10 protein-coding genes and 1 pseudogene are annotated in these 13,735 nt (G+C 60.5%); 8 read left to right on the top strand and 3 right to left on the bottom strand.

Annotated features, from left to right (window positions below):
- Positions 1–112 precede the first annotated feature (112 nt).
- Positions 113–862 carry a hypothetical protein gene (locus tag QMX91_RS21960; protein ID WP_027613880.1) on the bottom strand — a complete coding sequence of 250 codons (750 nt, stop codon included), beginning with the start codon at positions 860–862 and terminating at the stop codon, positions 113–115.
- 234 nt (positions 863–1,096) lie between these two features.
- On the opposite strand from QMX91_RS21960, the gene QMX91_RS21955 reads away from it, so the two are divergent.
- The 3 genes and pseudogenes from QMX91_RS21955 to QMX91_RS21945 all read left to right on the top strand — a co-directional run bounded on the left by QMX91_RS21955 (position 1,097) and on the right by QMX91_RS21945 (position 3,726).
- Positions 1,097–2,245, top strand: a complete 1,149-nt coding sequence (locus QMX91_RS21955) for an aldose epimerase family protein (protein WP_282413364.1) — start codon at positions 1,097–1,099, stop codon at positions 2,243–2,245.
- A gap of 180 nt (positions 2,246–2,425) precedes the next feature.
- Positions 2,426–3,227, top strand: a pseudogene (locus QMX91_RS21950) (aldo/keto reductase).
- Positions 3,228–3,255: 28 nt separating this feature from the next.
- Complete coding sequence (locus tag QMX91_RS21945; RefSeq protein ID WP_098968066.1) at positions 3,256–3,726, top strand: DUF1810 domain-containing protein; 471 nt, start codon at positions 3,256–3,258, stop codon at positions 3,724–3,726.
- Here the strand turns inward: QMX91_RS21945 and QMX91_RS21940 are convergent.
- A complete protein-coding gene (locus QMX91_RS21940; protein ID WP_282413363.1) occupies positions 3,691–6,051 on the bottom strand; it encodes a DNA polymerase II in 2,361 nt (786 codons plus the stop codon). The two genes, QMX91_RS21945 and QMX91_RS21940, sit on opposite strands and share 36 nt — an antisense overlap.
- Positions 6,052–6,380: 329 nt before the next feature.
- Here QMX91_RS21940 and QMX91_RS21935 point away from each other — a divergent pair, with 329 nt between their 5' ends.
- A complete protein-coding gene (locus tag QMX91_RS21935) occupies positions 6,381–6,821 on the top strand; it encodes a CBS domain-containing protein (RefSeq protein WP_027613875.1) in 441 nt (146 codons plus the stop codon).
- Between the two features lie 155 nt (positions 6,822–6,976).
- Here the strand turns inward: QMX91_RS21935 and QMX91_RS21930 are convergent, their stop codons facing one another.
- Complete coding sequence (locus tag QMX91_RS21930; RefSeq protein ID WP_096797379.1) at positions 6,977–7,600, bottom strand: glutathione S-transferase N-terminal domain-containing protein; 624 nt, start codon at positions 7,598–7,600, stop codon at positions 6,977–6,979.
- A gap of 1,092 nt (positions 7,601–8,692) precedes the next feature.
- Between QMX91_RS21930 and QMX91_RS21925 the strand changes: the two genes are divergently transcribed.
- The 4 genes from QMX91_RS21925 to QMX91_RS21910 all read left to right on the top strand — a co-directional run bounded on the left by QMX91_RS21925 (position 8,693) and on the right by QMX91_RS21910 (position 13,601).
- On the top strand, positions 8,693–9,523 hold the full coding sequence (locus QMX91_RS21925) for an energy transducer TonB (protein ID WP_282413362.1): 831 nt from the start codon (positions 8,693–8,695) through the stop codon (positions 9,521–9,523).
- A gap of 51 nt (positions 9,524–9,574) precedes the next feature.
- Positions 9,575–10,282 carry a MotA/TolQ/ExbB proton channel family protein gene (locus QMX91_RS21920; protein WP_007966644.1) on the top strand — a complete coding sequence of 236 codons (708 nt, stop codon included), beginning with the start codon at positions 9,575–9,577 and terminating at the stop codon, positions 10,280–10,282.
- Positions 10,282–10,683, top strand: a complete 402-nt coding sequence (locus QMX91_RS21915) for a biopolymer transporter ExbD (RefSeq protein ID WP_003223575.1) — start codon at positions 10,282–10,284, stop codon at positions 10,681–10,683. Before QMX91_RS21920 ends, QMX91_RS21915 begins: the two co-directional genes overlap by 1 nt.
- A 206-nt stretch (positions 10,684–10,889) precedes the next feature.
- Positions 10,890–13,601 carry a TonB-dependent receptor gene (locus QMX91_RS21910; RefSeq protein WP_167734109.1) on the top strand — a complete coding sequence of 904 codons (2,712 nt, stop codon included), beginning with the start codon at positions 10,890–10,892 and terminating at the stop codon, positions 13,599–13,601.
- Positions 13,602–13,735: the final 134 nt, after the last annotated feature.

The following is a 13,735-nucleotide window of genomic DNA, read 5'->3' as shown; positions in this document are numbered from 1 at the left end:
TTTGTTCAATGTGGGGGCGAGCCTGCTCGCGAATGCGGTGGATCTATCAGAGATTCAGCGCCTGGTAGATCGCTTTCGCGAGCAGGCTCGCTCCCACATTGGATCTCCGCACTTACTGCACCGGAAGGAAATTCAGGAACAGCAGGCTCTGCGCGTAGTTCAGGCCGATGCGCCGGTAGCGCTCATCAAGCATCTGCGCCAGCAGGTCGAGCCGCGCGACGATCTTGCCGAACTCGGTGGCGAAACTCAGGTTGCTGCCCTCCTCCGAGATTTCATTGGAGAACAGCAGCGGCTGGCCTTCCTTGTTCTGGCGCTGGGCCAGAATCCACGTGGCTTTCTCGATGTTGCGCGCGGCGTTGTGGACGAAGGTCGGGTTGATTGCATCGGTCATGTAGAACTCGATGCGATTGCCGTGGGCGGTGACCAGCATGCTGCCGATGGCATAGATGAAGGCGCCGACCCGATCCCCGAGAAACTCCGGACTCATCGCATAGCTGAGCGCCGCCAGATCTTTGCGCCCGCCCAACACCGGCAATGGTTGCTGCTGCTCGACGGCAAGGCGCACCTGTTTCACCGCCGTGTTGATGTCGAGGAAGCCCGACTTGCGCAGTTCTTCCGGGTTGCGCAAATACAGCTTGCCCATCAACCGATAAAGGCTGTTGAGGTTGTCGCGCATCGCCAACGTGGCCATGCGATCGACGCTGGTCTGCAGGAATTCCTGCGGTTGACCGTCACGCATCTGAGCGATGAAACCGTTGCCGGTCTGGTGCGTGCAACCGCTGACAAACAGCGATGACAGACAGGCCAGCAACAGGCACGGGCGACGAAAAAATCGGGCGATCGGGTGAAAAACTCTCGGCATGAATTCTCGAACGGGCGCATTCCTGTGCGGCGGGCGTCGCCGCATCCTGGCCATGGATAGAGCCGCCGAATCCGGAAAAGTGCAGCGCTGGCACGATTTCCCGACCTTCGGCAACTATTTAGTATGACTTTATATTTGCACTAAACCTTTAACCGGCTATAAATTCTGACTCAACCCACAATTAGCATGACTATTACCCTGTTTTGAAAACAACAACAAAAAGGAAGGTCAACCATGCTTCAATCACGTCACCTGCTCTCCGGCCTCGGACTGTCCCTGATGATCGCCACCCTCTCCGCCAACGCGGCCGGCCTCAGCGCCGAACACAAAGCCTTTGGCAAAACCAATGACGGCACGCCCGTCGAGCAATACATCCTGCGCAACAGCCACGGCATGCAGGCGACCGTCATCACCTACGGCGCCACCCTGCAATCGCTGCTGGTGCCGGACAAACACGGCAAAGCCGCCGATGTGGTGCTGGGTTTCGACGATGTCCAGGGTTACCAGAAAGGCACAGCGTATTTCGGCGCGACCATCGGCCGTTTCGGCAATCGCCTCGCGGACGGCGCGTTCGAACTCGACGGCAAGCGCTATCAGGTGCCGCAGAACGACAAGTCCAACGCCTTGCATGGCGGTACTCAGGGTTTCGACAAGAAGGTCTGGAAAGCGCAGGAAACCAAGGACAAGGATTCAGTCGGCGTGACCCTGACCTATCTGTCGGCGGACGGTGAAATGGGTTTCCCCGGCAATCTCACCACCGAAGTGACCTACCGCCTGACCGACAGCAACGAGTTGCGCATCGACTATAAGGCCAGCACCGATAAACCGACCGTGCTCAACCTGACCAACCACAGCTACTTCAACCTCGCCGGCGCCGGCAATGGCGACATTCTCAAGCAGGTTGCCACCTTGCACGCCAGCCATTACACCCCGGTCACCGGCAAACTGATCCCGACCGGCGAACTGGCGCCAGTGGCCGGCACACCAATGGACTTCACCAAGCCCACCGCCATTGGTACGCACATCAAGGCCGATCACCCACAGCTGAAATTCGCCGAGCCGAAACAGGGTGGCTTCGATTTCAACTGGGTGCTGGATACAAAAGGTGATGTGAACAAAGTCGCCGCCGAGGTCAGCGATCCGCAGTCAGGGCGGCATTTGCAGTTGTTCACCAGCGAGCCTGGTGTGCAGTTCTATACCAGCAACTTCCTCGACGGCACGGTCAAGGGCAAGGGCGGCAAGGTCTATCCGCACTGGGGCGCGTTTACCCTGGAAACCCAGCACTATCCGGATGCGCCGAATCAGCCGGACTTCCCGAGCACGCGTCTTGATCCGGGGCAGACTTACAACCACAGCGTGGTGTTGAAGTTCTCCGCGAAATAACACTTGCCTTGTGGTGAGGGGATTTATCCCCCGATGGGTTGCGCAGCAACCCTGCTTCTTGGGGGCGCTGCGCGCCCATCGGGGATAAATCCCCTCGCCACAGGTTCATCGACCTCCATTGGAACCCCTGCGCTATCCTGCTGCCCACTAAGGTATCGACCATCAGCACAGGAGGTTTGAATGCGTACCCTTGAACTGGCAGGCGTGCAGGTTCCAGTGATCGGCCAGGGCACCTGGCGCATGGGCGAGGATCGCTCGGCGCACCAGCGTGAAGTGTCTGCGTTGCGCCAAGGCATCGAACTCGGCATGACTCTGATCGACACGGCGGAAATGTACGCCGAGGGCGGCGCCGAAAGCGTGGTCGGCGAAGCCATTGCCGGTCTGCGTGATCAGGTATTTCTGGTGAGCAAGGTCTACCCGCACAACGCCAGCCTGCGAGCGCAGTCTGCGCCGGCTCGACACCGCCTACATCGACCTCTATCTGCTGCATTGGCGCGGCCAGTATCCGCTGGAAGAAACCGTCGAAGCCTTCGAACGCCTGCGCGAGGACGGCAAGATTGGCCGTTGGGGCGTGTCGAATTTCGATGTCGATGACCTCGAAGAACTGGCCAACCCGGCCTGCGCCACCAATCAGGTGCTGTACAACCTCGAAGAGCGCGGCGTCGAATTCGACTTGCTGCCATGGTGCCAACAACAGCGCATGCCGTTGATGGCGTACTGTCCGATCGGCCAGGGCGGCGCGATGCTCGCCGAACCGGTGCTCAAGCAGATTGCCGCTCGTCACAACGTGACCCCGGCACAGGTTTCGCTGGCGTGGATTCTGCGTCAGGATGGTGTGATTGCGATTCCCAAGGCTGTGCGACCGGAACATGTGCAACTCAATGCACAAGCGGCGCAGTTGCAACTGGATGCCGGGGATCTGGCGGCGCTGGATCAGGTATTCATAGCGCCACAACGCAAGCAGCGGCTGGCGATGGTCTGAGTCGCTGCCGGCTGGCGAGGGCTTCGTCATGAGAAGCACTGATCAGTACGACCCGTTCAATCTGCAGCGTTTCGTCCAGGCGCAGGACCCGGTGTTCGAACGGGTTCAGCGTGAACTCGGTGAGGGGCGCAAGCGCAGCCACTGGATGTGGTTTGTGTTCCCGCAGTTCGCCGGGCTGGGCGGCAGCGAGATGTCCCGGCGTTACGCCATTCAATCCGCCGAAGAAGCGCGGGCCTATCTGACCCACGACCTGCTCGGTGCGCGGCTGCGCATCTGCACGCAGTTGGTACTGAACATCCGCCAGCGCTCGATTGCCGAGATTTTCGGCCACCCCGACGACCTGAAATTCCACTCTTCAATGACCCTGTTTGCGCAGTTCAGCGCCGAAGATTGCCCGTTCGCTCAGGCGCTGGAGCGTTACTTCCACGGCATCCTCGATGAATGGACCCTGCAACTGCTGGACTCAAAACAGGCCCAGTTGCCCCCCGATCAAGGTTGAGAAATCGTCGTCGACGAACGGCAGAATCGCGTCCGCCACCGGTTGCAGCTGGCGGGTGATGTAGTGGTCGTAGTCGATCGCGGCGCGGCGTACTTCCAGCGGTTCCGGCCCGGCCAGGGTGATCACGTAACTGATCCAGCCGCCGTTCTGGTACTGCCGCGGGCGACCCTGCTGCGCGTTGTAATCGTCGGCCAGCCGCGCCGCCCGCACATGCGGCGGCACGTTGCGTTCGTAGTCGTCGAGGGTGCGGCGCAGGCGTTTGCGGTAGACCAGTCGTTCATCGAATTCGCCGGCCAGGGTCTTGCGTACGTAATCGCGCACGTAATCCTGATACGGCTTGCGCTGGAAGATCCGCTCGTAGAGTTCCTGCTGGAACTGCCGGGCCAGCAGTGACCAGTCGGTGCGCACGGTTTCCAGGCCCTTGTAGACCATTTCGTCACTGCCATCGGCGCGCGTCACCAGTCCGGCGTAGCGCTTTTTGCTGCCCTCCTCGGCACCGCGAATGGTCGGCATCAGAAAACGTTTGTAGTGGGTTTCGTACTGCAATTCGAGAGCACTTTGCAGGCCGTATTCCTCACGCACGTGCTCGCGCCACCAGTCGTTGACGTGCTTGACCAGCGCCTGACCGATCTGCGCGGCTTCCTCCTGCCCGTGCGCGCGACGCAGCCAGACGAAGGTCGAGTCGGTGTCGCCATAGATCACCGCGTGGCCCTGCGCTTCGATCAGCTGACGGGTGCGCAGCATGATCTCGTGGCCGCGCAAGGTAATCGACGATGCCAGACGCGTATCGAAAAATCGGCAACCACTGGAGCCGAGCACGCCGTAGAAGGCGTTCATGATGATTTTCAGCGCTTGCGACAGCGGTGCGTTGTGCTCGCGCTTGGCGGTCTCGCGGCCCTCGGCGACCCGCGCGACAATCGACGGCAGGCAATGCCGGGTGCGCGAGAAACGTGCACCGCGAAACCCCGGCACCGAATCGGCGTCGTCCGGGTGTTGTAAGCCTTCGATCAGGCCCACCGGGTCGATCAGAAAGGTGCGGATGATCGACGGGTACAGGCTCTTGTAATCCAGCACCAGCACCGACTCGTACAGCCCCGGCTGCGAATCCATGACGAAGCCGCCGGGGCTGGCCTGTGGCGGATTGGTGCCCAGGTTCGGCGCAACGAAACCCTGACGGTGCATCAACGGCATGTACAAATGGGTGAACGCCGCCACCGAGCCGCCGCTGCGATCCGCAGGCAGGCCGGTAACGCTGGCGCGTTCGAGGAGAAACGTCAGCAGTTCGGTCTTGGCGAAGATCCGCGTGACCAGTTCGCAGTCCTTGAGGTTGTACTTGGCCAGCGCCGGTTTGTCCTCGGCGAACATGCGGTTGATTTCGTCCATGCGCTGGTACGGGTTGTCGATCGCCTTGCCCTCGCCGAGCAGGGTCTGCGCGACATTCTCCAGGCTGAACGAGGGAAAACTCCAGGTCGCCAAGCGCAGCGATTCGATGCCGTCGATGATCAAGCGCCCCGCTGCCGAGGCAAAGTAGTGCGTGCGGCTACCGTGTTCGCGCCACTGCATCTCCTCACCGCCACGGCCGATTTTCAGCGGCACACCGAGGCGTCGCGCGTGTTCGTGAAGGATGCGCAGGTCGAACTGCACGACGTTCCAGCCGATGATCGCGTCGGGGTCGTGGAGGGCGAACCAGTCGTTGAGCTTTTTCAGGATCAGCGTACGTGAGTCGTAGTATTCGAGGTCAAAGTCGATGATGCTCGCGTCACCGTTGGGCGCGCCGAGCATGTACACCTGACGCTGGCCGCAGCCTTCGAGGGCGATGGAATACAGCTCGCCGGTTTCGGTGGTTTCGATATCCAGCGAGACCAGCCGTAGTTGCGGTCGGTAATTCGGATCAGGTTTGAGTTGAGCGTTGAGCAATACGCCGTCAGCGTCGGCGCTACCGCCGAACAACACCGGTGCAGTGATGAAGCGCTCCATCAGGTAGCGCTCGGGCGGACGCACGTCGGCTTCGAAGACATCGACACCGGCGCGGGACAGCGCGGTTTCCAGGCGCATCAACTGGCCGTGTTGCTGGCAATACAGTCCGAGCACCGGGCGATGTTCGAAATCCTGCAGGGCCAGCGGGCGCAGTTCGACGTTCTTTTCATCGTGCAGCAGGCGTTCGGCTGCTTCACGCTGTTCGGCGGGGATAAACGCTACCGACGTTTGCGGCGCCAGGCGCACACGGCGCGGCCCGGCGTCGGTCGCCAGCCAGAATTCGACTTCGGTGCCGGCCGGGGTATCGCGCCAATGCCGGGTCAGGACGAAGCCCTGCTGTAAATCCACCACTGCAACCTCAGGAATTGAATCAGAGGGGCATTCTACGCTGCCCTTCAAGGGATAACCCCATTCCCTGTGGTGAGGGAGCTTGCTCCCGCTCGGCTGCGCAGCAGTCGCAAAGCCAGGCAATTCGGTGTATCAGGCAAACCGAATTCTCAGGGTTTGGGCCTGCTACGCAGTCCAGCGGGAGCAAGCTCCCTCGCCACAGGGTTAGAGGTGAGCCGGAAAAACCGGCAAATGACGTTTTTTGCGTGCTATCTGCCGCTTTGCCACCTTGCCCTGCGCACAAGGGTCTACGATGCTTGAGTAACAACGACAACACCTGAGTAACCGCCATGAAGACCGTCGCCCAACTGCTCAAGCTCAAAGATCAGAAAAATCAGGAAGTGCACCATATCGATCCCGGTCACATGGTGCTCGAAGCGCTGATGAAAATGGCCGAGAAAAACGTCGGGGCCTTGGTGGTGATGGAAGATGACAAAGTGGTCGGCATCATCAGTGAGCGTGATTACGCACGCAAACTGGTACTGCACGGGCGCTCGTCGGTGGGCACACCCGTGCGCGACATCATGGTCAAGGACGTCATCACCGTGGACACCCACCAGACCGTCGACACCTGCCTGGGCATCATGTCTGACAAACGCCTGCGCCATTTGCCGGTGGTGGAGAACGGCAAGCTGATCGGTTTGCTGTCGATCGGTGACCTGGTCAAGGAAGCGATTGCCGAACAGGCAGAGCTGATCAAGCAGCTGGAGCAGTACATTCGCGGGGAATAGACCCTTCCCACTTACAGAAGTGAGCCCTGTGGCGAGGGGATTTATCCCCGATGGGGCGCGAAGCACCCCCAGAAAAGCTGGGACCGCTTCGCAGTCCATCGGGGATAAATCCCCTCACCACAGAGTTCACTCCTACATTTTGGTTTATCGGGTGATCAGGACGGCCAATGCCGGGCGAAGACAGGGGCCAGCACCGGATGCCTGTCAATACGCTGCAACCACGCATAAAACCCCGGACGTGTCTGGCGCAAGTGCTCGCGGCTCCCCGCCCAACGCGTCACCACGGCCGCCAGCACGTCCAGCGCGCCGGGCGTTTCGTCGTCCAGGTACAACTCGGCGGAAAACTGATCGGCAAACACTTCCCAGCTCCAGTGCAAACGCTCCCGCGCGCCGGCCATCAGGTTCTGCCGTGAGGCTTCGTCGGGCATCACCAGCCAGCGCTCGGGGTAATCGATGACGCCGATGGCTGCATAGCAATTGCTGGCGATGTAGACCATGCCGCGAATCGCCTGATCGCGATCAGCCGCCTTGGCCGGCAACAGACCGGACTCGGGAAAACTCAGGCCCAGATGAATCAGAATCGCCACACTCTCGGTGATCGCACTGCCATCGGGCAATTGCAGGGTCGGCACCTGCTTCAGTGGATTGAGGCGCGCCAGTGCCTCGGCGGCTTCGCTCGAGGCTTCGATATCGATAAAGCGATAGGCGATCTGGCATAACTCCAGCGCTGCCTCGATGGCTGCGGCACCTGAATTGCGATGTCCGTACAGTTGATACATGCCCCCTCCTCGATCTCGACAGATCTGTGTAGCCCTATTTATAGCGGGTGTATCCGCTTTGGCACGTTTTTCCCATGCATTGGCGACTTGCGAATTCAAACCTCGCATAACAGCGCTGGCGGTGCCCATCCCGCACCAAGAGCAATCATCGAACGCTATCCGCGTTCTTGTAAGGTGCGATACCGAACCAAAAGTTCGCGTATCCGAGCTGGCAACAAGGAGTTCACCGCGTGAATCTTCAAACGCTCTGCCGCATCAGCCTCTGCTTGCTTGTTTATCAACAACGCCGAGTTCATTCGAACAGTTCCGGCGGCCAGTGCCTCTACTTTATTACCTGACTCCATGACCACACACCGTGATTGGCGATGACGCTTCGCCGACAACGGAGTGTTATTTATTTTTTAAATACAACTGCAAAAATTCCTGCACCAGCGCCGTATTAAATGAACGCAGGCGGGATTGTCGGACAATAACTTTCAGCGACTTTGCAAATGCACCAAAACGGCTCCAGTGAGTTGGATTATTCAGCACTGGAAACATTGATTTCATTTAAACAAGAACAAGGAACATACGTCGTGACCCGCTAAAACACAGACCCGCACCAAATCAGTCCGCCGCGCACCAGCAAGTGCCCGGGCCATTAGCCAAGCCGCCGCTCTATCCCGCCGATCAGCGTGATACCGCGTAGAGCCTGACTCGCCTCTGAAAAAACTCCACTCAATGGAGTTTCGGGAAACTGTTGGCCGGAGAAATACACGACCAAGGCAAAACTTATATAAATGCGACATGGGTAACACTGATGAAATAAGACCTATACATTTCGGCAACATCTGGCACAGCGGTTGCTACATGCAAAAAGCACAAGCATGAGACACCAACACTGATCTCAAGCGATAGAAGAACAACCAGGGAATGGCCAATGAACACTCGAAGTCGATGGCTCTAAGCCAGTAACTGTAAGCAAGCCCTGTTCTATAGATAGTTCAACTATCGGCCTGCGTTACACCTTGAAGAAAGTTACCCACCCACTCGAACATCACCCCAATGTTCGGACGGCACCTTATTGCCCTTCATCAACCCGAGGGAGCTTTAATGAACGATGCGGTAAAGCACAGAACCCTGCAGGGGTCGTTACGGGAAGCGCCAATCCCGCTGTCACCGGACAGGCCAGCCTTCACGGCCAATACCTCGCAGCCCGGCGGGTTGAACAAACAGCAAATGCTGTTGCTGGTGGCGGTATCGGCGCTGATACATGGCGGCGCCTGGTGGTTTTTCCAGCAAACCCGGCCCGAGCCACTGCCGACTCCGCCGCAGATTCCGGAAATGACCGTCGAGCTGAGCAGCCCGACGCCGCCGGCACCGCCCACACCGGAACCGCCACCGCCACCGCCACCGCCGCCCCCTCCACCTCCGGAACCGGAACAACCGGTGGAAGACGAAGACGCGGTCAAGCCACCGCCAAAACCGGTGGAAAAACCCAAGCCGATCGAAAAACCGAAACCGGTCGAGAAGCCCAAACCGGTGAAGAAAGTCGAGCCGCCGAAAGCTCCGCCCGCCCCGGCACAACCGGCCGCTCCCGCTGCGCCGGCGACACCGAGCGCGCCACCGGCCCCGGCCGCCGCGCCTGCCCCGGTCAAGGAATCGGCAGCGATTTCCGGTCTCGCCAGCCTTGGCAACCCGCCGCCGGAATACCCGTCGCTGGCGCTGCGGCGCAATTGGGAAGGCAGCGTGGTGCTGCGCATTCAGGTGCTGGCCAACGGTCGCGCCGGCTCGGTGACAGTGACCAAGTCCAGCGGCAAGCCGCAACTGGATGACGCCGCCGTCGCGGCGGTAAAGAACTGGAAGTTCATTCCGGCCAAACGCGGTGACACGCCGATTGACGGCTTCGCCACCCAGACCATCGATTTCAAATTGCCGCAATAACGGCACAACCCAACGAACTCACAACCGACTTAATGCAAGCGAGGTGTAGCGATGAACAATTCACTGTCTTCGATGATTGTCCCCGGTGTGCTCTGGGGCCTGGTGCTGTTTTCCGTGGTCAGCTGGGCGATCCTGCTGGTCAAGTCGGCGCAATACCTGCGCCAGAAAGCCCAGAACAAACAGTTCAGCAAAGCCTTCTGGGGCGCACCGGATCTGCTTACTGCCGCCGAACACGCCAGTCAGTACCCGGGCTCGCTGGCGCGCATCGCCAGCAGCGGCTTCGAAGCTTTGCTGGTGGAAGAATCGCCGCGCACCACGCAACAACTGGCGCACACCATCAACCGTTCCGATCGCCTGGAGCGCAACCTGCGCCAGCAGATTCAGAAGGAACGCCGCTCGCTGGAAAACGGTCAGGCGATCCTCGCCAGTATCGGCAGCACCGCGCCGTTCATTGGTCTGTTCGGCACCGTGTGGGGAATCATGGAAGCCCTGCAAAGCATTGGCGAAACCGGCTCGGCCAGCCTTGAAGCGGTTGCCGGACCGATCGGTCATGCACTGATCGCCACCGGTGTAGGGATCGCCGTCGCGGTCCCGGCAGTGCTGATTTACAACTTCTTCCTGCGCCGCCTGAAGCTCGCCTCGGCAGACATGGATGACTTCGCCCACGACTTCGATGCGTTGGCCTCGCGCAGCGCGTTTTCCATCAGCCGTCAGGCCATCGCCAGCAAAACCACAGCCGCCGTGCGGGAGGCCAGCTGATGTCCTTTTCTACCCAAGACAGCGATGAAGTGCTCAGCGAAATGAACGTCACGCCGCTGGTGGATGTGATGCTCGTGCTGCTGGTGGTGTTCATCGTCACCGCGCCGCTGATGACCAATGCGATCAAGGTCAACCTACCGAAAACCGATGCCGTCGCCCCCGCCGAAAAGAAAGACCCGGTGGTGGTCAGCGTCGATCAGGACGGCAAGTTCTACCTGGCGAAAACCGAACTGGCGCCGGAATCGCTGGAGGCCAGCCTCAAGGAGGTCAAGGCCAAGGACGCCGAAGTACGCGTGCAGCTGCAGGCCGACGCCAACGTCAATTACGGCCAGGTGGCCAAGGCCATGGCGTCCATCGAGCGCTCGGGCATCAGCAAGATTTCGGTGATGACCACCCACTGAGTGCGGTGCCGGGCGCGCGTTGAGAAGCGCGCCCGACACCGCTGAAGCATCCCGTCGCAATCAGCCGACCGAAAAAACGCAACGCGTATTCGGAGGGGATCGGCTTGCTTGAAGAAAGTGGTTTTCCGCACGCGGTATCACCGAAAGCGGAGCAATGAGGGGCTCACAAGGCCAATTCGATAACGTCTAAAAAGTCGGAAATAACCATGCTGATGAACACTCCACGCTTCACGCTCAAACCTTTGGTGGCAACGATCTCTCGCCACCGTTTTGTTCCGTTGTATCTGGTGGCCATGGGGATGGGCGCCGGGACTGTGCAAGCCGCCGAGGATGACAACGCCGCCGTGCCCGCTGCGACAGCGGTGGTGGCGCCGACCACGCAACTGCAACGGGTGGAAGTGACGGGTTCGGCGATTCGCCGGGTCGATGCGGAAACGGCGGTGCCGATCACCATTCTCAAGGCCGATGAGTTGCGCAAACAGGGCGTGACCACCACCGCCGAACTGGTGCAGCGGATCACCGGCAGCCAGTCGATCAACAACAGCGCCGGCTCGGTCGGCGCCGCCACCGGTGGCGCTTCGTTTGCCGACATGCGCGGCATCGGCGCGAACAAGACGCTGGTGCTGCTCAACGGTCGACGCCTGGCGAACAACGCCTTGTCCGGCACCAACTCGGCCGGCGGCGCGGTGGATCTGAACATGATCCCGTTTGCCGCCATCGAGCGCGTTGAGGTCCTGCGCGACGGCGCGTCGGCCCTCTACGGCACCGACGCCATCGGCGGCGTGATCAACTTCATCACCAAGAAATCCATGACCGACGGCCAGCTCACCCTCGGTGGCGAAACCCCAACCCACAGCGGCGGCGGTGCCACCAAAGACATGAGCGCCAGTTGGGGCTACGGTGATCTTGAACAAGACCGCTTCAACGTGCTCGGCGTGTTCAACTACAACAAGCAGCAGAACCTCGACGCCAACGACCGCTCCTTCGCCCGCGACTATGTGCCCGGCCGCGGTCTGGACCAGACCTCCGGCACCGCGTTCCCCGGCAACTACAGCCAGAACGGCAATGCCACCAACCCGTTGGCCAACAGCAATTGCAACGGCCCCAATCTGGTGGCGCGCGACGGTTTGTGCCGCTTCAGCACCCGCGAATACATCGACCTGATTCCGCAAACCGAAAAGACGTCGTTCTTCGGCAAGACCACCGGCAAGCTGGCGGATGACCACAACGTCAACCTCGAATACTTCTGGTCGCGCAACAACAACGCCACGGCGGTCGGCCCGGCCCCGCTCACCGGCTTGAGCCTGGATTCGTCGTCGCCCTACTACCCCGGCAACGGCATCACCCCCGGCCCGACCGGCTTCGCCCTCGACCCGACGCAACCGGTCGATGTGAACTGGCGCGAGACCGCTGCCGGCCCGCGTGAATCGAAAGACCAGAACACCAGTCAGCGCTTTCTGCTGAGCTTCGATGGTCTGGTCGGCGGCTGGGATTACAACGTCGGCGCCTCGTACAACCAGAACAAAATCGTCTCCAGTGTCACCAGCGGATATGTCAGCGATCAGGCGATGATCAACGGTCTGGCCAGCGGTCTGCTCAACCCGTTCGGCCCGCAATCCGCCGCCGGTCAGCAGTACATCGACCAGGCCATGTACCACGGCGCCTACTCCACCGCTGTCGGCCGCGTCGCCGGTTTCGACGGGCGGATCAGCCGCGAGATCGGTGACTGGTTCGGTGCCGGCCCCGCCGGTCTGGCGCTGGGTGGCGAGTACCGCAAAGAGAAATTCCACCAGGACTTCGAACAGTTTGCCGGTGATATCCAGAGCCTCGGCATCGACCCGGCCGGCAGCGTGGAAGGTGACCGCAGCGTGAAAGCCGCGTACGCCGAAATCAACGTGCCGGTGCTCGACAGCCTCGAACTGTCCGCCGCCGTGCGTCACGACAAATACAGCGACTTCGGCAGCACCACCAACCCGAAATATTCGTTCCGTTATCAGCCGCTCAAGGAGCTGGTAGTGCGTGGCGCGTACAGCGAAGGCTTCCGTGCGCCATCGCTCTACGAGCTGTATTCGCCGCGCAGCATCACCTACACCCAGGGCTACTACAACGACCCGGTGCTGTGTACCGGTGGCGTGGTGCAACCGGGCGGCAACGGCGGGCGCGATTGCGGCCAGCAGTTCCTCAATCAGATCGGCGGCAATGAAGATCTGGCCCCGGAGAAGGCGCGCAACGTGACGCTGGGCTTCGTCTATCAGCCGGTCAGCAACCTGTCGGTGGGTCTGGATTTCTGGTGGATTCACATTTCCAACCAGATCCAGCCGTTCCCTGAATCCACCGTGTTCGATCAGGCCGGCAGCTACCCGGATCGCTTCGTGCGCAACGCCGACGGCACGCTCAACTACATCGTCACCGGCAACGCCAACCTCGGCATCGTCGAAACCAACGGTGTCGATGTGTCGCTGGATTACCGCTTCCCGAACACCCCTTACGGCCAGTTCGGCCTGGGGCTGCAAGGCACCTACGTCGACAGTTATGACTTCCAGAGCACCATCAAAGGCCCGTTCACCGACAAGGTCGGCGACTTCGAAGGGGACGGCGTGATCGCGCGCTGGAAACACAACCTCACCGGCAGCTGGACCTTCGGCGCGGCTCGCGCGTCGCTGACCAACCGCTTCACCACCGGTTACAACGACTACGACCGCGATACCCATGCGCGCGTGGCGTCGTATTCGGTGTGGGACCTGTCGGCCGGCTACACCTTCAACAAGGTGCTGGACGTGGATGCGGGGATGAAGAACATGTTCGACCGCAACCCGCCTTTCACCAACCAGGCCTACAACTTCCAGAGCGGCTATGACCCGCGCTACACCGACCCGCTGGGCCGCACGCTGTTTGCGCGCATGACGTATCACTTCTGACCGGAAACACCGGATGTCTCTCCTGTGGGAGATGTTTCCACTGTGGGAGGGGGCTTGCTCCCGAAGGCGGTATATCCGTGAAGGGTGTGTTGACTGACACACCGCCTTCGGGAGGAAGCCCCCTCCCACAGTAG

The organism is Pseudomonas sp. PS01299 (assembly GCF_029960145.1).
GTDB lineage: Bacteria > Pseudomonadota > Gammaproteobacteria > Pseudomonadales > Pseudomonadaceae > Aquipseudomonas > Aquipseudomonas putida_A.
Note: the sequence above shows the minus strand (reverse complement) of the source record. Positions and strands in the feature narration are given on the sequence as shown.

What these genes read in the sequence shown, in the direction of transcription:
- QMX91_RS21945 (WP_098968066.1), top strand. Translation starts at nt 3,256, where the DNA reads ATGAGAAGCACTGATCAGTACGACCCGTTCAATCTGCAGCGTTTCGTC.
- QMX91_RS21935 (WP_027613875.1), top strand. Translation starts at nt 6,381, where the DNA reads ATGAAGACCGTCGCCCAACTGCTCAAGCTCAAAGATCAGAAAAATCAG.
- QMX91_RS21910 (WP_167734109.1), top strand. Translation starts at nt 10,890, where the DNA reads ATGCTGATGAACACTCCACGCTTCACGCTCAAACCTTTGGTGGCAACG.
- QMX91_RS21960 (WP_027613880.1), bottom strand. Translation starts at nt 862, where the DNA reads ATGCCGAGAGTTTTTCACCCGATCGCCCGATTTTTTCGTCGCCCGTGC.
- QMX91_RS21925 (WP_282413362.1), top strand. Translation starts at nt 8,693, where the DNA reads ATGAACGATGCGGTAAAGCACAGAACCCTGCAGGGGTCGTTACGGGAA.
- QMX91_RS21955 (WP_282413364.1), top strand. Translation starts at nt 1,097, where the DNA reads ATGCTTCAATCACGTCACCTGCTCTCCGGCCTCGGACTGTCCCTGATG.
- QMX91_RS21930 (WP_096797379.1), bottom strand. Translation starts at nt 7,600, where the DNA reads ATGTATCAACTGTACGGACATCGCAATTCAGGTGCCGCAGCCATCGAG.
- QMX91_RS21915 (WP_003223575.1), top strand. Translation starts at nt 10,282, where the DNA reads ATGTCCTTTTCTACCCAAGACAGCGATGAAGTGCTCAGCGAAATGAAC.
- QMX91_RS21920 (WP_007966644.1), top strand. Translation starts at nt 9,575, where the DNA reads ATGAACAATTCACTGTCTTCGATGATTGTCCCCGGTGTGCTCTGGGGC.